The sequence below is a fragment of the Photobacterium sp. genome (genome assembly GCF_057456235.1).
In genome coordinates, this window is sequence record NZ_JBVCPH010000013.1 from 41,669 (window position 1) to 66,261 (window position 24,593).

The 24,593-nt window shown below is 46.0% G+C and carries 19 protein-coding genes; 5 read left to right on the plus strand and 14 right to left on the minus strand.

All coding sequences use genetic code 11. From position 1 onward, the window contains the following. Positions 1-91: 91 nt before the first annotated feature. Entirely contained in the window at positions 92-1,315 is a 1,224-nt protein-coding gene (locus tag AC2204_RS14645) for a S1 family peptidase (protein ID WP_318926417.1), read from the minus strand. A 288-nt stretch (positions 1,316-1,603) separates the two neighbouring features. After that, positions 1,604-2,086 carry a hypothetical protein gene (locus AC2204_RS14650; protein WP_318926418.1) on the minus strand — a complete coding sequence of 161 codons (483 nt, stop codon included), beginning with the start codon at positions 2,084-2,086 and terminating at the stop codon, positions 1,604-1,606. Between the two features lie 364 nt (positions 2,087-2,450). On the opposite strand from AC2204_RS14650, the gene AC2204_RS14655 reads away from it, so the two are divergent. Then, positions 2,451-3,023, plus strand: coding sequence for a PhnA domain-containing protein (locus AC2204_RS14655; RefSeq protein WP_318926419.1), 573 nt, complete (start codon positions 2,451-2,453; stop codon positions 3,021-3,023). A gap of 83 nt (positions 3,024-3,106) precedes the next feature. Here the strand turns inward: AC2204_RS14655 and AC2204_RS14660 are convergent, their stop codons facing one another. Continuing rightward, entirely contained in the window at positions 3,107-3,787 is a 681-nt protein-coding gene (locus tag AC2204_RS14660; protein WP_318926420.1) for an N-acyl amino acid synthase FeeM domain-containing protein, read from the minus strand. Positions 3,788-4,084: 297 nt separating this feature from the next. On the opposite strand from AC2204_RS14660, the gene AC2204_RS14665 reads away from it, so the two are divergent. The 3 genes from AC2204_RS14665 to cyaB all read left to right on the plus strand — a co-directional run bounded on the left by AC2204_RS14665 (position 4,085) and on the right by cyaB (position 7,173). Next, positions 4,085-5,650, plus strand: coding sequence for an FAD-binding oxidoreductase (locus AC2204_RS14665; RefSeq protein ID WP_318926421.1), 1,566 nt, complete (start codon positions 4,085-4,087; stop codon positions 5,648-5,650). A 486-nt stretch (positions 5,651-6,136) separates the two neighbouring features. After that, positions 6,137-6,445, plus strand: a complete 309-nt coding sequence (locus AC2204_RS14670; protein WP_318926422.1) for a hypothetical protein — start codon at positions 6,137-6,139, stop codon at positions 6,443-6,445. Between the two features lie 185 nt (positions 6,446-6,630). Then, positions 6,631-7,173, plus strand: a complete 543-nt coding sequence (cyaB, locus tag AC2204_RS14675) for a class IV adenylate cyclase (RefSeq protein ID WP_318926423.1) — start codon at positions 6,631-6,633, stop codon at positions 7,171-7,173. Between the two features lie 51 nt (positions 7,174-7,224). Here the strand turns inward: cyaB and ptsG are convergent, their stop codons facing one another. Together ptsG and AC2204_RS14685 are read right to left on the minus strand one after the other, a co-directional pair. Beyond that, positions 7,225-8,613, minus strand: coding sequence for a PTS glucose transporter subunit IIBC (gene ptsG, locus AC2204_RS14680; RefSeq protein WP_318926424.1), 1,389 nt, complete (start codon positions 8,611-8,613; stop codon positions 7,225-7,227). A 629-nt stretch (positions 8,614-9,242) separates the two neighbouring features. Further along, positions 9,243-9,467, minus strand: coding sequence for an alternative ribosome-rescue factor A (locus AC2204_RS14685; RefSeq protein WP_318926425.1), 225 nt, complete (start codon positions 9,465-9,467; stop codon positions 9,243-9,245). Between the two features lie 687 nt (positions 9,468-10,154). Here AC2204_RS14685 and AC2204_RS14690 point away from each other — a divergent pair. After that, entirely contained in the window at positions 10,155-10,832 is a 678-nt protein-coding gene (locus tag AC2204_RS14690) for a MaoC family dehydratase (RefSeq protein ID WP_318926426.1), read from the plus strand. Positions 10,833-10,943: 111 nt separating this feature from the next. Here AC2204_RS14690 and AC2204_RS14695 read toward each other — a convergent pair whose 3' ends face one another. The 9 genes from AC2204_RS14695 to ssnA all read right to left on the minus strand — a co-directional run bounded on the left by AC2204_RS14695 (position 10,944) and on the right by ssnA (position 24,587). After that, on the minus strand, positions 10,944-12,329 hold the full coding sequence (locus tag AC2204_RS14695; protein ID WP_318926427.1) for an NCS2 family permease: 1,386 nt from the start codon (positions 12,327-12,329) through the stop codon (positions 10,944-10,946). Positions 12,330-12,474: 145 nt separating this feature from the next. Further along, positions 12,475-13,791 carry a guanine deaminase gene (gene guaD, locus AC2204_RS14700; protein ID WP_318926428.1) on the minus strand — a complete coding sequence of 439 codons (1,317 nt, stop codon included), beginning with the start codon at positions 13,789-13,791 and terminating at the stop codon, positions 12,475-12,477. A gap of 179 nt (positions 13,792-13,970) precedes the next feature. Continuing rightward, the gene (locus AC2204_RS14705) at positions 13,971-15,383 is read right to left on the minus strand and encodes a nucleobase:cation symporter-2 family protein (protein WP_318926429.1); all 1,413 of its coding nucleotides are present in this window, start codon (positions 15,381-15,383) and stop codon (positions 13,971-13,973) included. A 286-nt stretch (positions 15,384-15,669) separates the two neighbouring features. Continuing rightward, the gene (locus AC2204_RS14710) at positions 15,670-18,546 is read right to left on the minus strand and encodes a molybdopterin-dependent oxidoreductase Mo/Fe-S-binding subunit (protein WP_318926430.1); all 2,877 of its coding nucleotides are present in this window, start codon (positions 18,544-18,546) and stop codon (positions 15,670-15,672) included. Positions 18,547-18,548: 2 nt separating this feature from the next. Beyond that, positions 18,549-19,325 carry a molybdopterin-dependent oxidoreductase FAD-binding subunit gene (gene ygfM, locus AC2204_RS14715; protein WP_318926431.1) on the minus strand — a complete coding sequence of 259 codons (777 nt, stop codon included), beginning with the start codon at positions 19,323-19,325 and terminating at the stop codon, positions 18,549-18,551. A 457-nt stretch (positions 19,326-19,782) separates the two neighbouring features. Further along, a complete protein-coding gene (locus AC2204_RS14720) occupies positions 19,783-20,637 on the minus strand; it encodes an FAD binding domain-containing protein (RefSeq protein ID WP_318926432.1) in 855 nt (284 codons plus the stop codon). Next, complete coding sequence (locus AC2204_RS14725) at positions 20,631-21,101, minus strand: (2Fe-2S)-binding protein (protein WP_318926433.1); 471 nt, start codon at positions 21,099-21,101, stop codon at positions 20,631-20,633. Before AC2204_RS14725 ends, AC2204_RS14720 begins: the two co-directional genes overlap by 7 nt. Continuing rightward, positions 21,091-23,244, minus strand: coding sequence for a xanthine dehydrogenase family protein molybdopterin-binding subunit (locus AC2204_RS14730; protein ID WP_318926434.1), 2,154 nt, complete (start codon positions 23,242-23,244; stop codon positions 21,091-21,093). Before AC2204_RS14730 ends, AC2204_RS14725 begins: the two co-directional genes overlap by 11 nt. Positions 23,245-23,258: 14 nt before the next feature. Then, a complete protein-coding gene (gene ssnA / locus AC2204_RS14735) occupies positions 23,259-24,587 on the minus strand; it encodes a putative aminohydrolase SsnA (protein ID WP_318926435.1) in 1,329 nt (442 codons plus the stop codon). Between the last annotated feature and the right edge of the window lie 6 nt (positions 24,588-24,593).

Here is a 24,593-nt window from a genome sequence, read left to right on the forward strand (position 1 = left end):
AAGCCAACAATAAAAAGGAGGCGCTCAAACCACCTCCTTTTTCAATTCCCGCTATAGCCAAGCACAGAGCTCCGCGAGAATTCTTTAACTTTTAGTTAAGGTTGCCATTTGGGTCAATCGTGGTTCTATCTCGGCTTCTGCATCGCGATACGGTTGGAAACAGTAACATCAACAACCAATACCACGATATGGCTCCACCGCTGCCCTCAATAAGATCGCAGTTCGCGGCTGTAACCCCGCCAGATCCTGAATAACAATTTTTCTTAATAATATCTGGCCCCTCAACCGTGTTTGCTGGCACCGTCCCCATGTACGACTGGATCCAGTTGTAATAAGTGCCAACACGGGTATAAAAGCTCGGGCGATTTAGAGACCCACAAACAGGGGAGCCACCGGGTCCGCCGCTTACAATACCATGCTGAACCCATTCACCATTATTATTCTGTGCTCTCAGCGGGCCACCACTGTCCCCTTTACAAGAATCAGCACCAACAGAACCTCCGGGGATTAACACCTCAGGTGGTAACGTACAAACTTTGGTTATATTGGCAGGGCTATCGATAATTAATGGGGCATCATTGCCGGTTTCTAACCGCTTATAACATTCATCAATCGGTACAAATGATAATTCAGCTTGTTTTAAAATTGTTGATTGGGAAGTACCGGCGGGATCCGTCGCTCCCCATCCCGAGACTATCACATTCTTTGGCCGTAACTCTGCACGCCATTGAGGTTTTAATGTCGCGTCTATTTGATCAGCTCCTGCCCTATTAGCCAGTACGATGGGTGTAATCGTATCATCAAAAACACGACTAACTCTTAGCAGGGCCAGATCATTATTAAGCGCTGTATGAACCAGTTCAGACACTGTAGTTCCGTCGGCTTCTTCATAAGTAATCTGTCTGGGGAACGGCGTGTAATCAGGGTGAACAATAACATGTGATACCGAATAATAATGCTCTATCTCGGTTTGTGTTAAATCTGTCACACCGGAAACAATCGTTATGCGATTAGGCTGTAGTACATAATAACTACTTCCATCGGTAGCGTCTTTGCCACCAATGACTACGCAATGCGCAGCCGTTAATACCCAATGATTATCGATAACGGTACCACCACAAAATGGTACTTCATTAACTTGATTAGCCCGTAGCGTCACCATCCAACTTTGTTCGCCGGATGCCACTTCACTACCGCCAACCACATATGGCGTCACATCATTTGCATTACTATTAACTGCCCCAGCTAAACAATAAACACTCAATACCGCTTTGCTTATACTCTGGCTTATATGTACAGCATTTTTCCAATCCATTGTGTACTATTCCTATCACTTGTTTAAGCTCGCAATACACCCAAAGGAATATAAGCACAGAACAAATTATAGAAAGGAGGTAGATACACTAAAATGCGATTGAGCTCATTAAAATACATTTTGGTCTTAATCAATACAAATAATACAGTTAAATCACTCACATTTATCGATTCCTGACCTTTTGCATATTCCAGGTAATTTAGGTATCGACAATAAGAACGATCTGTATTGATAAAAAACCACACACTTAAGATATGGCTTTTTATCCAAAACGTAATTATTGCAAAATTAGTTTAATGCTGAGCAATTGACATCTTTATAATCTATTTGCACAAATAATCCACCCAACTCTGCTGCAAGTGTTGGATAGAAATCTAAATCAGCCGCAGTTTTTATGTCACCAAGGTCAATTTTATATACTGCCAGCCCTAACTCTTTAACCTCACTTGGTACACAGCTATTTGGGTTATCTTTTTCAAAACAGAGCCCATCGGTTATAACGATTTCGCCACAAGAAGTTCCAGCTATATCAACCCCGACATTATCAAGATCCGCTTCAGTTCCATCAGGAAAACCTTCAGGGATTAGAGCCTGCAATGCCGGTGATAAATCACTAACTTTATAATTTCCAGCAGGCACGGTACCAGACCCATCCACTGTCACGTCTGACACCGCAAACACGTTCGTCTTGCCTTGAAGAATATCTTTCACATCGTCTTCATCACAGCCAACCAAAGCCAGCAACACAAACAAAGCAACTGCTTTTTTCATAAATCCCTTCTTATAATTTATTAATTTTATCAATAATACTAACGATAATTTGACAAAAAATCAGCACAGCAACAGCTAAAATATCCTATTGGGATTTTTATGCTTAAAATTCAATCAATGCTGATATTTCAGTGAAAAACATCAAACACGAAAAGAAACAATACCCTTTAATATCAACGCTTTAATTAAACTCTCACATCAAGCCGCGAAGTGATAATTTGTTATCAAACAGAAGCTAGATACTAAATGCCCTTAATTTTACGGTTTAGAATACTCTAAATAACCGTGACCTAAGGCCTGCTTTCTTTATTTATGAAGAAATGCTGGCATAATATCCCCACATCAATTCTACGGAAACACCCTTATGACTATCGAGAATATCGTTAAACAGCGCGCTGACGCTAAATGTGAACTTTGTTCATCTGAAGACAACCTGAGCGTCTATGAAGTACCTGCTTCACCTGACACAACTGCTGGCAGCTGTGTCATGGTTTGTGGCACTTGCCGTAGTCAAATTGAAGATGCTGATACTATGGATCAGAATCACTGGCGCTGCCTGAACGATAGCATGTGGAGCCAAGTTCCTGCGGTTCAAGTTATGGCTTACCGTATGCTAAAGCGCCTTTCTGCTGAAGCGTGGGCACAAGATCTATTTGATATGCTGTACTTGGAAGAAGATGTGATTGAGTGGGCTGAAAAAGGCATTGCAGCGGAAGAACTCGATTCTGTACAAACACTGGATGTAAACGGTGTTGCATTGCAAGCTGGTGACAACGTTACTATTATCAAAGATCTTCCCGTAAAAGGTTCTAGCCTGGTGGTTAAGCAAGGTACTGCGGTTCGTGGTATCAGACTAACCAATAACCCACTACACATTACAGGTAAGGCTGCGGGCACCAATATGGTCATTATTGCTGCTTACTGTAAAAAGATGTAATCGCTTTTTATATCTCGACAATAACAAAAAGGCGCTAATTAGTGCCTTTTTTGTATCCGAGACCTAACTTCGTTTTAGTAACATTACGCTATCTGTTGCTGTGACATTGGCAATAATTGATTTAGCAGCTCTTCATCAAGGGTTGGGATCAGCCTTCTGACGGTGGCCTCATCAAGATGATTTTTTTCAATAAAAGTATCGAGGCAACAGGTTTTTGCCATCAACGTCAGATCGATAGCAGCATTTGGCCGGGGTGCAAAACCACACTGACTCGTCATCCCTAAACGTTCATAAAATCGTTTGTGTTTTTTACCCGCAGCGCACACTAGGGCTGTTTTACCTAACTTTTCCAAGGCAAAGTATGCACAGGAAAACAATGCTAAGGGAGCAAGTGCTTCTACCCCGCGTTTTTCAGGTATCACCGCTAATCGGCCCATTTCAATAATGGTGTCATATTGTTTTTCAAGTTCGGCAAACTCAGGCTCAAAACCCGCCTTACAAGGAATATCTACCCAGCAATGTTGGCGATGTAAAATACTCGCGCGTATCGTTGCCACTGGCTCGTCATTCTCTTTCAGTAAAAAGGTTATGTTATTGGGTTTTCCATCAAAAAAATCACTGAACAACTCCTGGTCATTCTGCTCGATATAACCCACGGAGGTGTAAGCCTGATAACGAATATTATAAGCAATTAGTTTATCTTCTTCCGTCAGGCAAATGTGATTCGACAAGCGCTGATATTGCAGTGGTGTTTCATTATTCACGAATTATTCCATCCTTGAGTTAGACGGCTTCTTAGCTGATTAACAATAAAACACAGAGCTTTGAAACCAATTGAACACTCTCGCAGCTTATCTTTTTTTCTTGTCTTTATTAAGCCAGTTCAGTCTGCTCTGCCACTTACAAACGATTTATGCAGCCTGGCTCGCAAACCCGCCGGTGACTTTCGCATTATTGCTCGTTTTCAGGCAAAACAAAGTGAGTTAATTCTTTGTTTATTAAATAACAAATCGAATTTCAGCCTAATCACGCGAACAGCCCAACGATAAGGATGGTTGACCATGCAACGTTCTCTTTCCGATATACTTTCTGAAATATTCTTCGATCATCAACTCGGCATTGATACCGAAACTCTTGAGGAATACAGCCTCGCCCTGAATGGCAGCAAATCACTCCCAGGCGCGATTGTCTGGCCAGAAAATGAAGAGCAACTCATCCAGTTGATACGCGCAGCCAATCGGTTTCACTTTGAAATTCATCCTGTCGCACAGGGGAAGAATTGGGGCTACGGAACGGCGCAGGGTTCAAAATCCGGTCAGGTGATTGCGAATTTAAGCCGCATGAACAGCGTACTGGAAATCAATGATCAGCAAGCTTACGTTCGTGTTCAACCTGGCATCTCACAGTCTCAGCTCTACCGGGCATTACAAGCTCAGTCTTCGTTACTGCAGTTAGATATTACCGCTGCGGGATTACATACCAGTGTGGTCGGAAATATTCTTGAACGCGGATTTGGCCACACTGATTACACCAACCGCTTTGGCAATGTACTGGCAATGCGAGTGTTACTGCCGACAGGTGAGGTCATCAATACCGGCATGGGAATGTATTTGACCAGCAAAGCGGAACACCTCTACCCTTATGGCATTGGTCCGATATTAAGTGGTTTATTCACTCAATCAAACCTTGGTATTGTACTGGAAATGACCATTGCCCTGCAGCCCAAACCTGAATATCAGGCGACGGTTTTGGTCATGTGCAAAGATGATCATGCCGCACCAGATATGGTTGCAACAATTGCAAAGCTCAAACTGGATGGTGTTGTAACCAGTGGCGTACACACGGCCAGTATGACTCGTGCAATCGGTGAACAAGCCGCTAAAACGGCAGGAGCCTGGGTGTTAACCACTTCCCTCGCGGGTCCTAAATCAATTGTTAAGGCCCGCTTTAAACACTTCAAACGTACTATTCTTGCCAATGTACCTAATTCTAAGGTTTTGATGTTTGACGATTTTCGCTGGGATCTGCTGAGCAAACTCAATCGGTATTTAAAGTCACCGATGATTGCAAGCTTGAAGTTAGTCATTGATTTGAAAAAAGGTGTTCCGTCAGATGAAGCAATGAAAACCTTACTCGATACCCGTGAAGCAAGATCCTGCATGAAAACGTCTGAGTTCCCGGCCTGTTTTCGTTGGATATGTGCAGTAAGCAGCTTTTTACCACAAGATATCAAGCAGATGCTGGATATCTGCCGGCATGTTTTTAAAAAATACGGCTATGAAGAACGCTATACTATGACCAATGTCAGTGAACGTGCGGTGGTATTAATTGCCAACATTCGTTATGACAATACTGGCGATCAACTTAAGAAAGCCGCAGCCTTTTACCAGGAGCTAGATCATGAACTGATCACAGCAGGCTTCTGCCCGTACCGCAGCGGACCCGGTATGTTTGATTCTATTCAGCCACACCTTAAAGCGCCTCACCTTGCACTATTGAAGAAGCTGAAACAGACTATGGATCCGAATAATATCTTATCGCCCAATAAGTATTGGCTGGATGGTCAATCAACTGAAAATCGAAGCGAGTTTGTTAAAAAACAAGCTCAAGCTGAAGAGGTACATTAGCGAGAGTACTGTCCTGTACGACTTTCAGACTTCCCAAAATATAGAGGCTGCTTATGCAGCCGCTGTTCGTGATCTCGCTGATTGAAACCGATGTATCGACCGCCGGCCCAAAACGATCAACCGCACAAAAAAAGCACGTCGATTGGAAAATAGTCTTACTTATCAGGCATAAATTATATTTTGGATAATACTTATTAAGATAAGCATTCTTCTATCATTAATACTGTGTTTGGGTGATAGGAATATAGAGTAAGAACATCATGCTGGACGCAATGCGACAAATTCTGGAAAAGGAGAAAGCTCATAGAAACAATCGATTACCTAAAAGATAGATACGGTGCAGAACAAGCGCGATTTGATCAGTTAGAAAATAAATGTTCTAAGTTACTAAGTTTTTTAACTATAGTCATCGCCGCTCTTGGAACTGTTGCGGTCATAAAAAATGAAAGTATCTTTGAACCATCAATACCTGTTGAATGGATAAAGTTGGTTGCTTTTTTGATTGCCCTCTTTGCTGCAGTGTGTGCCTGGGGCCATTCTTTGCTGGCTCTAAAAATGGCGGATTACCCCGTACTGCAAAAAAATGGAGATGCTGCAAAATACCTCGACATGACCGATATAATAAGTCGAGATCAACATATTATTAATGCTTACCTTGATACTACAGAAAAAATATCAGAAGTAGTCAAAGAGAAGTCAAAATACCTTGAACTGGCTTACGAGGAGTTAACAATGTGTGCTTGGTTTCTTGGTCTCGTTGCAACAATCGCCATTGGCATAGAAATACTGAATTAACGAAGCAATAGCGATCTCTCGCTCTCTACTGCTTACAAGCCGCTCAACCTTCACTCAGTTAGACTGTAACCCAAGTTAGCTCAATATCATTGCCATCTTTTGATGTTTTTTATCAATACGAAATACATGGTTACCAATCCGAAGTATCATTGCGGGTTATATTAACGTTTTTAAAAGGTAAGGCCATGAGTCAGCATTTCGAGGGTAAATTTGAAGTGGAACTTAAGTATCGCTTGAATTCCAGGGAACGTTTCTTATTTAAGCTTCATCAGATGAGTCCAGAAGTCATGCTGGAAAATAATATAGAGCACGATTGCTATTTTGATTCACCTAAGCATCTTTTATCCAACGAGAGTAAGAGTATTTGCATTAGAGAAATGCAACCGTCTGGAATTATGCTCTGGATAGTGAAAGGGCCTGAGAAAGCTCGCTGTGAGGCGGTCAACATAACTGACGCTGTTAAAGCTAAAAGTATGCTGAGGACGATGGGATTCGAGCCAGTTTTAGAGATGAGAAAGAAGCGCAGCATCTATTTTCTCGGCAACTATCATGTAACGGTCGATCATCTTGAAAATATTGGTGACTTCGCCGAACTTGCAATCATGACTGATGATGCATCTATGTTAGAAGAATATAAGCAGCAGTTACTCGCTCTTGCACAGAACTTAGGGTTAACAGACAACCAGCTTGAACAAAAATCATATCGAGAACTTTATATGATGCAATAAAAAAAGCCCGAACCAAAGTTCGGGCTTAGCGTTGTCTTAATCAGACTTTTATTATGCTAGTACTTCCATTTGACCTTTAATGATCTCGGAGTGAGTACCGAATACAGCCTGGAAGTTATCGCCTTTAACGAACACACCAGCAGCACCTAGTGCTTTCAGACGGTCAGTATCAACCTTAGCGCTGTTGTGAACAGTAACACGTAGACGTGTGATACAAGCTTCTAAATCTTTAATGTTCGCTTTACCACCGAATGCATCAGTAATGTCTTTAGCCAGACCGTCAGATGACGTGCTTACTGCAGCTTTTGCTTTTTCTTCGTCTTCACGGCCAAGAGTCTTAAGGTTAAGAGCCTTGATTAGCGTAACAAATACTAAGAAGTAGATAACTGCGTAGATAACACCGATGACTGGTAGTAACCAACCGTTTGTTGATTGACCGAATAGTAAAGTGAAATCAAACAGACCGTGGCTGAAAGTAGTACCGTGCTTAATACCCAGCAAAATCATCACTACGAATGCAGAACCTGCAAGTAATGCGTGAGCAACGTAAAGTACAGGAGCAACGAACAGGAATGCAAACTCGATTGGTTCAGTAATACCTGTTAGGAACGAAGTCAGTGCTGCAGAACCCAGGATTGAAGCAACTTTCAGTTTATTCTCAGGTTTAGCTGTTACGTACATTGCAAGACATGCTGCAGGCAGGCCGAACATCTTAAACATGTAACCACCAGCCAGGTTACCAGCTGTTCCATCACCTGCTAGGTAGCGAGGGATCTCACCGCGAACAACTTCACCAGCAGCCGTTGTGAACTCACCAACTTCGTAGAAGAAAGGTGCATTCCAGATGTGGTGCAGACCGAATGGAATTAGCGAACGCTCAACAACACCGTAGATACCGAATGCCACTTCTGGAGACTGGTAAGCAGCCCACTCAGAGAATGTCGCAATACCGGCACCGATTGGTTGCCATACGACAGCCAGTATAGCCGCAACAATACACGCCGCTAATGAGGTTACGATAGGAACGAAGCGTTTACCACCGAAGAAGCCTAAGTAAGTAGGTAACTGAATAGAGTGATATTTATTAAACAGTTGTGCAGCTACCAAGCCCATAATGACACCGCCGAATACACCAGTATCAGTACCCTCAGCAACAACACCTAGTACGCGAGTCATGGTTAGATAACCAAGACAAGCAGCCAGTGCAGCAACACCGTCATTTTTGGTAAAGCCTAGTGCAACACCGATAGCAAATAGCAGTGCCATGTTGGCAAACACACCCAGACCGGCCTCGGTCATGACTTGCGCTACAATATCAGGCAAGAATTTTGCAACTTCTGAATTACCACCAATCCCGAGGAGAATACCAGCCGCTGGCATACATGCTACAGGAAGCATGAGGCTACGCCCCATTTTTTGCATCGTGCTAAAAAAGTTCATTTGAACCCCCATTCATTATGAACATAAATTTTTAAGCCCTAGTAGTTTCAGGGCTTCATTTAAAAGCGTTTATTAATTTCGTTATAAACTTTTTGTTTCAACGGGGAGTATCATACGATATCAATTTTGATATTTACGAGGAGGTCATCACACTGAATGTAACATAACGTAACGTAACGTAACGCGCTGGTAATTGCGTGTAAGGTTAACTTAACTTGCCTTACTGAACCGCACTTTTCCGTTGCTTTTCATGATAATAAAACCACGGGAAAATACTTAAGGTAGAGCAGTTAGCAACCTGCGCGATATGATCTTGTTTATCAAAATATTGTACGAGTTTGTCTGCCAGTTGGTTTTAAATTATTGTGACAGTGGCTTATCAGCCAATACTTTAAAATAGACGGCTTGTTTGTCAAAGAAATTTTGAATAACAAATTTGACGGTGCAATGGTTAAGTCGATTAACGAAATCGGCCACCTTATGGGAATGAAAACAATTGGATAGATTTTGCGCAGGGATATAGTATTGGCAAGCCGGAGCCTATTGAAAACAGGCTCAAAAAAACACCATCTCAGCAATCGATTGAAACTATTTCTTTAAGATGAAAACCCTAGTCAATGCCAACTTGATTAAGCCGCTATTGAATAGGACTCTCGTCCTGAATATTTATCCTTGCGCTGGAAACTACCCTTGCCTTTCTTAGCTTTAACAACACGGACCGTAAATAACTTACTGGTCACAACAGCTTTTAACGCGTTGTCTCGAACCGTGCCACGTCCAAACTCGGTGGTTTGAGCGGTGACATCAAGCTCTATAGCTTGCACAACACGGCTTTGCTTGCATTTCTTAGCCATGGTTACTCCTCATCATTTATGGTTAAACATTCATCATCTGATGAACGCAACAGATAATACCTTATACAGATTATTTTTGTAAAATCAACGGATGATCGCATAAAAAACAGAATGGACCAGCCGCCAGGAATCTCCCTCTGAACTCCCTGTATTTTTACCGTTGAATTTGTCTGCAACGACACCCTGGTATAATCACTACCTGTGAAGGATAGTTTGAAATTCCAACACTAAGTTGGTGGTAATTTAGGCAGATATTATGTGATATCACTGTGAAAATTCATCTCCAAATACCGCTAAAAGGTATTCCTTCTCGACAAATATCATTCCTATCCTAAAATTGACTACGTAAGCTATACTTCGCTGATATTTTTTTGTGTGTGCTTTAATGAAATACACACGTTTAGTCATACTGGCACAGCAGTGGCTTATAGAAGTCATATAGAGTAGAGGTGAAATATTCGCCCCCTAAATGCTAGTAAATCTCATAACCGTAATTTCAGCCGTGAAAATAGAGAATTTGCACTAATTTTTGAATTTTTTATCTCTCTGATTTAAATGAAATTTAACTCATCCGATGAGATAAAAAATGCGACATGGCACACATTTTAATTTTTATTAGCCTTGATAATCGTTACAATATGACACCTCAAAAGAACTTGAGACAGCATTTTAATAAGGTCATGTTCAATGAAAGTAGTCGATTTCCTTAAGCAAAAGCGTGAAACGCTGGCGCAGCATCCATTTGAATTTAAAGACTGGCTATCTCCTTCTATTCGCGATTACTGGATTGAGTTCCTAAGCATGGCTAACAACAGTCAATTAGCCACTTGGGTAAAAGAACACAAAATAGCGTCTAATGATGAAGTCATTCCAGAGCCTGCACCGATCCAACTTCACCCTGAAGCAGCCAAAATTGTCGATCTATTGACCGCGACTCTGGGTGAGGAAATCCATGTCGGCAACTGGTTAACGGTTGATCAGTCTCGTATAAACCGCTTTGCCGATGTTACGGAAGACCATCAGTGGATCCACACTGATCCTGAACGTTCTGCAACCGAGTCTCCGTTTAAAACCACGATTGCACACGGCTTCTTAACACTGTCTCTGTTATCTGTGCTTACTGACAGTGTTGATCCGGACAACAACAAGTTCCCGACCGCTAAAATGACGGTGAACTACGGTCTGAACCAAGTCCGCTTTCCGTATCCTGTAAAAGAAGGCAACCGGGTGCGAGCACGTACCAAGATCCAGTCTGTGACACCGATTAAACGTGGGTTGGAAATTGTTCAGGAAATTTCAGTGGAGATCGAAGGCTGCCGTCGTCCTGGCTGTGTCGCTGAATCAGTCATTCGTTTGTATTTCTAACGATATCATCCAAGATCAGTCATCCATTTATCTTTGCCACAAAAAAGAGCACAGATTTTACGTTTATAGTAAAAAGTGTGCCCTTTTTCTCAAGCCTTCATCCGTTATGGATTAAATTGCCCATCCTCCGGCGTAAAATACGACGAGAACCGCTGCAATGAGTACCGTACCGATATTAAGACGCTTCCATTCACCCGAAATAACACGACCGATAACCAGACAACTAAAGCCAAGCATAATCCCCGTTACAATATTACAAGTCAGTACAATAAATACCGCACACACCATACCAGACATCGCATCGACAGAATCATTCATATCCAGTTTAGTGACATTACTGAGCATCAATAAACCAACATACATCAATGCAGGAGCTGTCGCGTAAGCCGGGACCAGATAACTGACTGGTGACAAGAAAATCATCACTAAGAATAAACCACCGACGACGGTGGCAGTCAGACCAGTCTTACCACCAGCTGCGGTACCTGCCGCTGACTCAATATAAACGGCGGCGGGTGCACCACCAACAAAGCCGGCAAAGATACTACTGACGGAGTCGGCTGTCAGGGCCTTGCCACCGTTAATAATTTGTCCGTCTTTATCAAGCAGGTTTGCCTGTCCGGCAACAGCACGAATGGTGCCTGTGGCATCAAATATTGCGGTCATCACCAGTGCCAGCACACTCGGAATAATAATCGGGTTTAACGCCCCCATAATATCCATGGTGCCAAGTAACGACTCACCTTCTGCACCAAATGATGGCATGGCGAATAATCCCTGGTACGTGACATTCGGATCAAAGATCAAACCAAAAACAGAAATCGCAACAATCACCAGCAAGATACCGCCAGGTACCCGACGACGCTCTAAACCAAAAATAGCCGCCAGACCAAACAGTGACATCAAAACAGGTAACGACGTAAATTCACCCAGTGCCACCGGTAAGCCGTCAAACGGGTTCTTAATGACCAGTCCAACACTGTTTGCTGCAATCAATAACAAAAACAATCCGATACCAATCCCGGTACCGTGAGCAATACCAAATGGCAGGTTGGTCAAAATCCACTGGCGAACACCGGTTACCGTGATAGCTGTAAAGACCACCCCCATCAGGAATACGGCACCCAAGGCGACAGGAATGCTTATCCCCTGCCCGAGCACTAAACTAAATGCCGTAAACGCAGTCAATGAAATTGCACAGCCGATCGCCATTGGTAATTTAGCCCACAGCCCCATTAACAACGAGCCAAATGCCGCAATTAAACAGGTTGCGATGAATACCGCCCCCTGATTAAACCCGGCGGCACCTAACATGCTCGGCACAACAATCACCGAGTAGACCATTGCAAGAAATGTGGTCAAGCCTGCGACCATTTCCTGACGAACAGAGCTTCCTCGCTCTGTGATATAAAAGTATGAATCTAATTTACTTCCACTTACCGTACCCGCTGTCCCTTCACTGGGTTGTGCGGGTTGTAACGTGCTGTTATCAGACATGATGATAGTTCCTTTGTCATTTGGAGCAAGAAGCCGTGTACGGCGCAATCTTCGCCCACTGCGGCTTACTTACTCATCACTGTTTAATCACAAATATTCTGTTGAGCTTCCTCTCAACAATGCTTATTTTTAACGTAATGAATGTTTAACCGCGCTCATAGACCAAGCGTCCATCAACATAGGTACGGTAGATGCTTCGATCATCGCCCAGTGTCATTAATACAAATAATTCTTCGGCCAGACCTTTGCAGCTGTCGAAACGAAGCTGCTGAAGCGGTGTGGAACAAGGATCAATAACCACAAAATCCGCCTCTTTGCCGATATCAAAGTTACCAATCAGGTGATCAAGCGATAAAGATTTAGCCCCGCCGAGCGTTGCTAAATAAAAAGCTTCGAAGGCTGACAAACGGTGCTGTTGCAACTGCATCACTTTGTAAGCTTCGTTGAGGGTTTGCAGCATATTGAACGTGGTACCGGCACCAATATCGGTTCCCATTCCCACTTTTACCTTACGTTGCCAGGCTTCTTGCAATTTGAATAAACCGCTGCCGAGATACAGGTTAGAGGTCGGGCAGAATGCAACCGCTGAATCAGTATCATGCAGACAATCCCACTCTTTATCTTCGAGGTGAATACTGTGGGCAAAGACACTCTTAGAGCCCGTTAACCCGTGATGGTGATAGACGTCTAAATAACCATCCTGCTCAGGGAAGAGCTCTTTGACCCATTCGATTTCATTTTTGTTTTCACATAAATGGGTATGCAGATAGGTATCCGGATATTCTTGCTTCAATTTACCGGCCATAGCTAACTGCTCAGGCGAAGACGTCGGCGCGAATCGCGGTGTTATCGCATACAACAAACGCCCACGTTTATGCCATTTTTCAATCAGCTCTTTGGTCTGGTTATAACTGGTTTCTGGAGTATCAAGCAGGTAATCAGGCGCATTGCGGTCCATCATCACCTTACCGGCAATAATACGCATGTTAATGTTTTCTGCGGCTTCAAATAACGCATCGACAGATTCCGGGTGTACCGTTCCGAAGACTAAGGCCGTTGTTGTGCCGTTACGCAGCAGCTGCTTCAAAAAGAACGCAGACATTTCGCGCGAGTAATCTTTATCCTTGTAGCGAGCCTCTGTCGGGAAGGTGTAATTATTGAGCCACTCCAGTAGTTGCTCGCCGTAAGCACCCACCATTTCGGCTTGCGGGTAATGAATATGCGTATCGATAAAGCCAGGCATCAGGATCTTGCCGGGGTAACTGCGGATACGAACCGAATCCGGCACCATATCTTTGCCATCTTGCCAGTTGCCGACCCACTCGATACGGCCATTGGCTATCAGCATTAATCCGTCTTCGATATACCGGACGTTTTTTTCAATATCTTCCGGATTATCGACGACTCTCGCAATATCTAAAATTGACGCACGAATTGCTTTAACTGATTGAGAGTGTTCCATATAGACCTCTAATTATGATTCCCTAACGTCTTACAGGTAGTCACTTTGTTGTAGGGCTGCGTGACTTCGTTACCCTGACGCGTAGTTTCCAAAACTTGGTACTGTCTGAATAGTTAAATACTAATCCCTTAAGCGACGGCATCTATTGCCTGAAATCAGTAATGACGACTATTCAGTATTCAACTTTTCCCCAACTCAGTCTGTTGCTCCAGTGCTAGCTGCTCTTCAAGCGCCCGGTTGCAGGCTTCGCATTCCTTGATCTGCTCGACTAACGCTTCACGCTTCTCTTCGGCACTTTCCGCTTCATCCTCACGATTAATACCAATAAAGAAGTTCATACCCAATGCCACCAGCGAACCGGTTGTGATCCCTGAGCCTAAAATAACACGCATGGAATCAGGTAAATTAGTCAGAATTTCAGGACGCACGGTCACGGCCATACCGGATGCGACACCGACGGCGATGATCAGCATGTTACGCTTGGTGAAATTGATACGAGAAAGGATCCCAATACCGGCAGAGATGATCATGGCGAACATCACCAAACCTGCTCCACCAAGAACCGGAGACGGAATAGTGACAACAACGCCACCGAGTTTAGGGAACAAACCAGCAAGTAACATAATGCCACCGGTAACAGCCACCACATGACGACTTGCCACACCAGTAATCGACACAATGCCAACGTTCTGGCTGAATGATGAAAATGGCGTTGCACCAAATAGCGATGCCAGTGCACTCCCCAGACCATCACACAAGATGCCTTTCGATAATTTTTTCCCGGTCAGCTTAGTATGGGTCGCGTCACTCAAGGCAAGAAAATCCCCGGTTGATTCCATAATGGTGACCAGATAGGCAATCGACATACCGATAATGCCACTGATGGTAAAGCTCACACCAAAGGGCAATAATTCGGGCAGGGCAAAAAACTGTGCATTACGCACTGGCGAAAAATCGACAATACCCATGAAGATAGCAACCACATACCCTACCGCCATACCGATAACGATCGCCGCGGCTGAGATAATCCCCTTGCCAACCTGAGACAGCACAATGACCACCACCAGTACCAGCAAACCTAACATCAGGTTACTGACCTGTCCGTACCCTTCCTGTCCGACAAAACCGCCTGCAAACCAATCAACAGAGACTGGCAGGATTGTCAGACCAATCAGGACCACTACTGTGCCGGAGACAACAGGAGGGAACAATTTACGGATTTGCGGCATAAACCGGCTGCCGATGATCATGACCAGCGAGCCGACCAGTGATGCCCCGAAGATCCCGGAGACCCCGGCATCCAGCCCGATGGAGATAGAAATCGCAACAAAAGTAAAACTGGTGCCCATGACCACTGGCAGACGAATACCTACCGGACCAACCCCCTTACACTGAATAATGGTAACAACACCAGATACCATTAAGGCTGCATTAACTAAAATCACCATTTGCTCCGTCGGCAACCCAATCGCACTTCCGACCACTAATGGCACCGCGATAATGGCCCCCATTGCGGCCAACATATGTTGGAGCGCTAACAGAATTGATGCACCGACAGGCGGTTTGTCTTCAACGTTATAGAATAATTTCATTTCAATACCATCCGTTTCTGATACTTCCTTGGACGTAGCCTGTTAAGCCATAATCCGTGAAAAGATTGGACGAGTATGGAATCGATAACCCGGCTAGAACTTCCCCAAAGGGCCTCTCACTCAGCCATACGGCCCAGTGTGCCTTCACCCCTAAACACTATGACCAACCAACAGGTGAACTCACCCGTTAATCCGTCGATTTACCAGCCAAATTATGACAGCTCACTCGCTAAATAAAGAAACGGTCGCTTTTCCATCCCCAGAAAAGCAACCGTTTCAACATTACTTAGAGCTTATTAAGACCTTTCAGCACCTTCTCTGGGGTGAAGTTCCATTCTCGGATCCACACCCCGCAGGCGTCATGGATCGCAGTGGCAATTGCCGGAGCGGCACCGTTAACGCCTATTTCAGAGATTGATTTGGCGCCAAACGGACCGACAGGATCGTCACTTGGTACCAGTGCCGCCCGGAAATCACGAGGAATATCGCCGATCATCGGTGCACCATAACTCTTCAGATCCGTGTTCAGCGGCACCCCGTTTTCGTCGTACATCAGCTCTTCGCACATACTGTGGCCGATGGCACGCATGCTAGCACCGTAAATCTGGCCCAGAGCCAAATCAGGATTGATTGGCGTACCACAGTCAAGCAGGGCATGGAACTTGTTGAGCTTGATCTCACCGGTACGGGTATTCACCGCCACTTCGGCGAAGTTCGCGCCATAAGGGAAGGCAAAATCAGAAGTAATGAAACTACCGCTGGTCAGCAATTGGCCCCAGCCCTTACCGCCTTCAGCCTGATGGGCAATGTCACCGAAGGTAACTTGCTTGCCGTCTTTGCCTTCTACCGTTGCCGGGAAGACCAGTTTCACATCAGCAACCTCTTCACCCAGCATTTCAGCACCACAGATCAAGATACGCTCGCGCATTGCTTCCGCCGCTTTCTTCGCGGCATTACCAGAGAAGCAGGTACCGGAAGAAGCATAAGCCCCCTTATCAAACGGGCAGTGGTCGGTATCGCCCGAGATCACCGTAATTTCTTCTAGCGGCATCTTCAGCGTTTCGGCAGCAATTTTGCCGACCACAAGATCCAGACCGGTTCCGATATCGGCACCGCCGGAGTGGACGATCAGGGTACCGTCAGAGGCGAGTTTAGCCTTACAGTTTGCCTGATCGATATCGGGGATCCCTGATTTCTGCTGGATAATGGCAACACCACGACCTACGGTCCAGTCTGAACCTAAGTCTTCTTTTGGCAAATCCCAGCCGAATGCTTCACGTCCCTGTCGCAACACTTCGTCCAGCGCACATGAGAGTACGCGAGGCGGCTCTGCAGGAAGATCACCCTCGCCCACGGCTCCTTTAATCTTCAGCGCATCCCCTTCGTGAACACGGTTCTTCTCGATGATATCGAGCAGATCCATATCCAGCTCTTCGGCCAGCTCTGCCAGCATCATGGTTAAGGCAAACACGCCTTTTGGTGCACCATAGCCCTGGTAGGCACCGGTCGGACAGATATTTGAGTAATATGTCGTGACCTTAAAGCGCACGTTATCAATCGGGTAAAGCGGCAGTGACAGCGCAGGACCATTTGAAGGTACGGTTAAGGCGTGGTTGCCATAAGGGCCGGTATTGGCCTGGAAATCCATGTCGATCGCCGTCAACGTACCGTCTTTTTTCATCCCCACTTTCAGGTTCACCTTGGCAACGTGGCGAGTTGAACACGCGGTGAACTCTTCTTCACGGGTATAGTGCAGATAAACCGGACGGCCGGTTGTGAAGGTAGCAAACGCTGTTAAGTCTTCAACCAGGATGTCCTGCTTGGAGCCAAAGCCGCCGCCGACACGTTCTTTAACTACATGAACACGGTTCTGTTTGATCCCCAGGATCTTCGCTACCTGGCGGCGAACGTGGAAGGGTACCTGTGTTGAGGCGTGCATAACAACGCGGTTACCATCCATATAGGCATAACAGATGTGCATTTCTGTCGGTGCCTGCTGTGCCTGCTTAGACTCGTATGTACGTTCTAAGATCACGTCTGCATCGGCAAACCCCTGGTCGATATCACCGATTTGACCTTTAACAGAAGCGGCAATGTTCTTGCGCGGCTCACAGCCAATCGGGAAGTTGACAATCAGTTTGCCTTCACGCGGATCGGCATTTTTGTTCTGCTCTTCCAAATCGGCAGGTGCGCCCGCCATATACTCAATTGGTTCATTATGAATAATCGGCGCATCGGCAGCTTGTGCTTCGTCGATACTCATGACCGGCTTCAGCACGTCGTATTCAACATCAATCAGTTTCAGCGCGGCTTCTGCAATTTCAACACTTTCTGCAACCACAGCGGCGACACGGTCACCCACATGACGCAGCTTCTGACAGAACATACGACGATCAAGCGGTGACGGCTCAGGGCCTGTCTGGCCGCCCGGGGTGTAAGGAATATCCGGACAGTTTTCATGAGTGATGATGTGAACAACCCCTTCCAGAGCCTCAGCTTTGCTCACGTCCAGTCGTTTGATCCATGCATGGGGATGTGGACTGCGCAGCACCTTAAGGACACAGGCATCCGCCGGAATGCGATCTTCTACATAACAAGGCTTGGCCTGAACCATTTTCACTGAATCGTCTTTCGGGCTCACTTTGCCGATCACGTCCAGCTCATCGCAAAATTCTGGCGCAACGTCTTCTGTATACTCTGGCGAATTTTTACGCTTCGCCGCCAACTCCACCACCTGGTAGAACTGCTGATAACCGGCATCGCGGCTGAATAAACCGGACAGCGCATCATCGATCTCCTCACGGCTCGGCATCTCTATGCGTTCAAGCAACTCGGTTAAGATCAAGGCTGCCGCCGGATCGTTATAACCCGACTGGACAACACCGACATCGATCATCGCCTGCTGAACGACACTCAACTTATTGTGCGTGCTGAGTGATTCAGCCGTCTTCACTTCCGCACCTTCCAATTGTGCTGCGATCAGCAAAGATGCATTGACCAGTTTTCCGTTCAGTAAAATAACGTCAGAGCCGGCAAAACCAAAACCGTCATCACTGTTGCGTACTGAGTGCAGCCCCAAGCCGTGCAACACTTTCTGGACATTTTCACCCGCTTTGCAATTGAGTTCCTGAGAGCGGTTATTAAGAGTAAAGGTGATAGTCATGATTACGCCTCCTCTGCCAAATGCTGACATTCAGCAAGTAAATCAGTGACAACAACACCCGCGATATAACGCTTGTATTCCACACTTCCTCTTATATCGGCTTCCGGGTAGATGGCATCAGCCACAGCTTGTTCCAGTAACTCGCCTTTTAAGTCCTGACTCTCAACATCACGTAACCGAACCGGTGTCGGAGCGACGCCTTCCAGCGCAATAATCTTCTCTCCATTTTTCGCTACCGACACAGCAGCCGTTACAATGGAAAGTCCTGCGGCCGAGCGAGTAATGTTATAACCCAAACACATTAAATTAACGTTGGGGATAATCACTTTAGTAATTAATCCGCGCTTATCGCTGGCGATATATTCTTCAATATCCATTTCACCTGATTCAGCCAGTTCGAGTTTGGCTTTCAGTGCGATTAAGCTGGGTAGCAGTAATGCTTCATCCTGTACCGCCGCAATTTCACCACCGATGGTGGCCTGATTGCGCACATGACGAGAATAAATAAAGCCCGCTGCTTGTTTTAAGGCAACGGGTATTAGCTCACTATCAATCATGGTCTGAAGACGGCACATTGCACCGATGTGAAGCGCTTCACCCTGTTGCTCAATCTTATCTAACGCCAGATTGGTAAGAGAGATGGCAACTGTCTTTTCGGTTTTTGTTGGCGCGGCGTTTAGTTTTGATCCTCCGGCAAAATAGGTTGCAGCACCAAGGTGCTGCTGCATCAATTCGATTGCTTGCGCGGTAGTGTCAGGCTTCAAGTAGTGTTCAATCATTTTTCTTACCTTCATTGAATTCTGATTATTGTTAAAATTTTCATATCAATCGGAATAAGGAGTGATAAATAGGCGAAAGTTTCAATCTCTTACTTAAACCCATCGTATTTGAAAGGTAAAAAGGCAACTATTAAGCCAAACTTGAAAAAGCCCCAAATAAGAAATGATATTCGTGAGCGTGGTCAGAATTCAGGCGTGATTTGAGAGGTGCGTCAAGCTTCATAAACAGTGTTAGAGCGGTGTCAGATTTCCGAATATGGCGGTAAATAAGATTAATTATCAATACCCTGTTATTCCCTATCAAAATAATAACTTTGCTATCAAATTGATAGTGATAGTACTGATAGTGCTAGCGGAAAGACTCATTGATTTTAACGCGACAAATAACAGATTCAAAAAAGGGTATTAATTAAATTAATACCCTAAATACAATTGGACAATAATAGCCCAGCAATGACTACGCGGTGCTGACTTGTGTTAACCAGCGCCTTAATAGATTGAGAGAAGTACGATGACGATACAGAGCAGTTGAACGCTGATCATCAATCGGGCGAATGATTTTGCTGTACTGCTCCAGAATGTTACCGACGAACAACGGCTCACCAAGCATCGAAACTGGCTGACCAATGATCAACTGTTCTAACTCACGGCTTCTCACTACTTTAGGACCCACCGCGCCAAAGGCAACACGCCAGTCAACAACCTGCCCGTCAGCCACTTTAGCAAGGCCGGCGACCGACAGTTTGGTTAAGGCATTCGCCGCCCGGGTTCCGACCTTGTGATAGAACACTATCGGTAAGTCGGATTGCGGTACGTTGATATGGCTTAAAATTTCATCATCTTGTAGCACTGTTTTACCCGGGCCGGTAATGAAATCGGCAATGGCCATTTCACGCTGACCACGCAGTGAAGACAACACCACAGTCGCATTTAACAGGCATAGCGCCGGCAATGAGTCAGCGGCGGGCGACGCATTGCAAATATTCCCCGCCATGGTTGCCCGGTTTCGTAATGCTGGCGCAGCAATATTCGCCACCCCCTGACGCACGATATCCGGTACCAGAGGATCTTGTTCGATATCCGCCAGGCTGCACTCTGCACCAATAGAGATCCCATTTTCGATCGGAGCGATCTGCTTCAGCTCTTCAATCGCATCAAGAAACACCACATCCTGCTTAAAAACAGGTGTCAGACCTGATCGTACCGCATGCTGGACCATCAAATCAGTGCCGCCGGAAAATAAGGTATGCTTCCCCACCGCTATCCAATCAAGAGCCTGCGCTAAAGTATCAGGACGATAAACCGCTACCATAATCCTTCTCCTTTGGTTGCCGCGATACGGGCCGCATCGACAATCATGCCGTAACCGGTACAACGGCACAGGTTCCCGGAAATGGCAGTACGTATCTGATTCTCGTTCGGATTACTGTTTTGCTCCAGCAGAGCATAAAGCGCCAACACCATTCCCGGGGTACAAAAACCGCACTGAACGCCCTTGGCTTCAAGTAACGCATCAATCACACACTGGCCTTTCTCGGTCTGTTTCAGACCTTCCAATGTCATTATGTTCGCGCCTTCGGCCTGAGCAATCGGAAACATACAGGCATTTACCAGCCGCTCATTAAACAGCACGGAGCAGGCACCGCACTCACCTTCACCGCAACCTTCTTTGGTTGCCGTTTTAATCAGGTTACCCCGTAACGTAACCAGCAGCGATTGCATTGGATCGACATCGACAGCGACCTGTTCACCGTTAAGAACAAACTCAATTTTCATACTGTGCTCCATGCTCATCGCCATAAAGGGCTTCGCACACTTTTTCAGGTGTCACCGGAATTGAAGACAGCGGCTTGCCAATGGCGGATTCAACTGCCGCAGCGAAAGCGGCGGCTCCACCATTATGCGTCAGCTCACCCCCTCCTTTTGCGCCATTTGGCCCGTACGGATAAGGGTTATCAACTAATTCACTTTGGATCATCGGTACATCAAGAGCGGTCGGGATCACGTAATCTGCCATGGTTTTCTGAGCAAACACGCCATCAGCGTTCAGTTCCATTTTTTCGCAACTACCGTAACCCAGGGCTTGCACCAATCCGCCATCAATCTGGCCTTTAAACACCCGCTCATCAATCGCTTTACCAATGTCATAAACTGCCGAGGCGCCGATAATAGCCGATTCGCCGGTTGCCATATCGACTTCCACTTCCACCACGTTGATACCATAACTGGTTGCCTGATAGGCATTGCCTTGATACGTACTCTGATCCCATACGTGATAGTCAGGCTTGCGGTAGATTTCCTCGATTTCCTGATGCTCGCCGTCAATCCATCGGGACTGCATTTTTTGCGCCGCCTTCTCTAGCAAATAACCCACAATCAAAATAGATCGGGAAGCCACGGTCGGGCCAGAATCAGGGACAACACCGGTATCAGGCACTGCCAGGTGAATGTCATCGAGCGGCTTATTAAGCGTTTCGGCTACAATTTTACGGAATGTCAGGCTGAGCCCCTGACCAATATCGGTGTTCGACGCCAGAATTTGCAGCTGGCCGTTGGCTAACTTGATCAGGCGAACCTTCGCCCGCACTAACGTATCTTCCAGGTCACCGGCAAAACCACAGCCGTGCTGAAAGATTGCCAGCCCGATACCTTTACGCTTCATACTATCGGCTGGCTGAGCGGCAATTTCGTCGTTCTTGTTACGATAATCAGACAGGCTAAGTGCCCGCTCCAACATTTTTTCTAACACCAGATCGCCAAAAATCGCAGCGCCCGTTAACGTGGTTGATTCAGTGGTTAAGAGATGACGTTGCTTAAATTCAACCGGATCTTGCTTTAGACGCTTAGCAACATGGTTGATGTGGGTTTCCATACAAAAGCAGGTTTGCGGCGAGCCGAAGCCACGGAATGCACCGGTAGGGACAGTATTCGTTACCCATGCATGGCCCTCAACGCGAACATTCGGAATATCATAGACATTGGTTGCGGTTGTGATTGAACGCTGCAGTACGATACCAGACAAGCTCAGATAAGCACCTGAATTAACATCAAACTGGATATCCATCGCGACAATCTTACCGTGTTTATCGATTCCGGTGCGATAACGGAACTCGGCGGGATGACGCTTCGAGGTGAAGGCTATATCTTCACTGCGTTCAAGTACGATACGTACCGGACGCTGCAATTTTTCGACCGCAACCGCCAGCGGACCTGCCAGCACATCCGGATAATCTTCTTTACCACCGAATCCGCCACCAGTCGGACACTGGATCGCTCGTACATGATCGTGACCGAGCACCACACCCATGCAATGGTGAACGTACCATGGGCATTGCATCGAACCTTCGATCACTATTTTTCCATCTTTGGGGTAGCCAACCACTCCCTGGGTTTCGAGATAAATATGCTCCTGATAACCGGTACTGCAGGTCTCTTCAATGATAGTGACTGCCTGGGCAAATCCTGCGTCGATATCGCCTTTGGTTAAGGCATGGGTATCAAGAATATTATTTGTGCAGTGGATCGGACCATCAATCATCGCCTGGGACTGAGCAACCGTATAAGCGGGTGTCAGCGGTTGATATTCGATGGATATCTGCTGGATCAGTTGCTCAAGCACATCGGGGTTTTCACCGACCAGCAAAAACACCACCTGACCCACATAACGGACTTCATTCTCAGCAAAGGCTGGCCAATCAATTTCGACGATTGGCAGCACATTTTGCCCGGGAACATCTTTGGCTCCAAACAGATGATAACCTTCGGGCAACGCCGGTATATGTACGGATTTGATCACGCCTCTAGGGCAAGAAGAGCGGTAGAACCGCCCTTCTAATAGTCCCTCGAAATGGCGATCGGCAATATACTTTGCATTTCCTGTGGCTTCTGCCCACTTGAATTTAGTATTGACCGTTTCCATATCGGGATCTCACCTTAGTTTAATTGATCCATCGTTTTCCATAAACGCTGCGCGACTTTGCTTGCTTCGGCATAGATTGGCGCAATATCGAATGGGAAGGCGCGGTCTTCTAACACAAAGCGTCCTTCAACCATTACGCTATTGACGTTACCGGCATTGATACCAAAGGCGATATGACCCGGCAGGTTATCGGCGACAAACGGCGTTGGGCTGGTGTAATCCAGAATCGTGAGATCGGCCTTATTGCCTGCCTCTAAGCGACCGAACTTCGCCCCGAAGTTACGCGCCAGTATTTCATTTCCGTTCCACAGATTACGCAAGAAGCTATCTGGCCATAACGGACCGCCCGCATCACGGTGCTTGAAGAAGGCAAATTTTAGCTCTTCAAACATATCCGCACCGATACCGTCTGTACCCAGAGCCACGTTCTTGAAGCGTGTCAGTTTATGGTTATAGCCCACGTTGTTGTTCATATTTGAACGGGCATTGTGGACTAAGAAGCCATCTTTTGCGTTAAGGATATCGATATCGCGATCCGATAAGAACAAGCCATGCGCCAGTAAGGTTTTTTCGTTGATCAGACCGAAGCTATCCAAGCGTTCAACAATGTCCTGACTGTAATGATGGTGGCTATGAGTAACGTCATATCTGTCTTCAGCGACATGCACATGAATACCGCGTCCGGTTGCCTGCACAGCTTCCGCCATCATCGACAAACCGTCATTGGTCACAGTAAACGGAGCATGAGCACCGATGTGGGACTCAACCAGATAAGGTTCGTCACCTTGGGCCTTGGCACTGTCGATCAGCTGAGCAAACGCAATGTTCTCTTCAACCCCGGCCGCCATCTCTTTCATACCGCCATTGCGGTCGGTAGTTTCAAAACAGGTCATGCCGCGCAACCCTGCCTTTAAGAACCCTTTACGCAAGGTGTTCAATGAACCGGCAATATAGTTCGGTGACGCATGGTGATCAATCACCGATGTACAGCCGTTTTTAATCGCTTCCAGTGAACAAATCAAGCCGCTGTAATATACCGCTTCCTCATCCAGGGCACGGTCCATTCGCCACCACAGATTCTTCAGGATGGAGATAAAGTCAGGACTTGGCTTAATATCAGCCATCACGCCGCGAGCCAGGCCTGAATAGAAGTGATTGTGCGAGCACACAATACCCGGCATGACTAATTTACCCTTCATATCCTTGGCGATGGCATCTGGGTACTTCGCCGCCAGATTGGCACCAATTTCTATAATCGTGCTGCCATTAATCGCGATATCCACCCCTTCTTTAATGAAAGCGGGTTCAAATTGCACGGCCGTTGCATTTTTAAGTAATAACATTCCCTT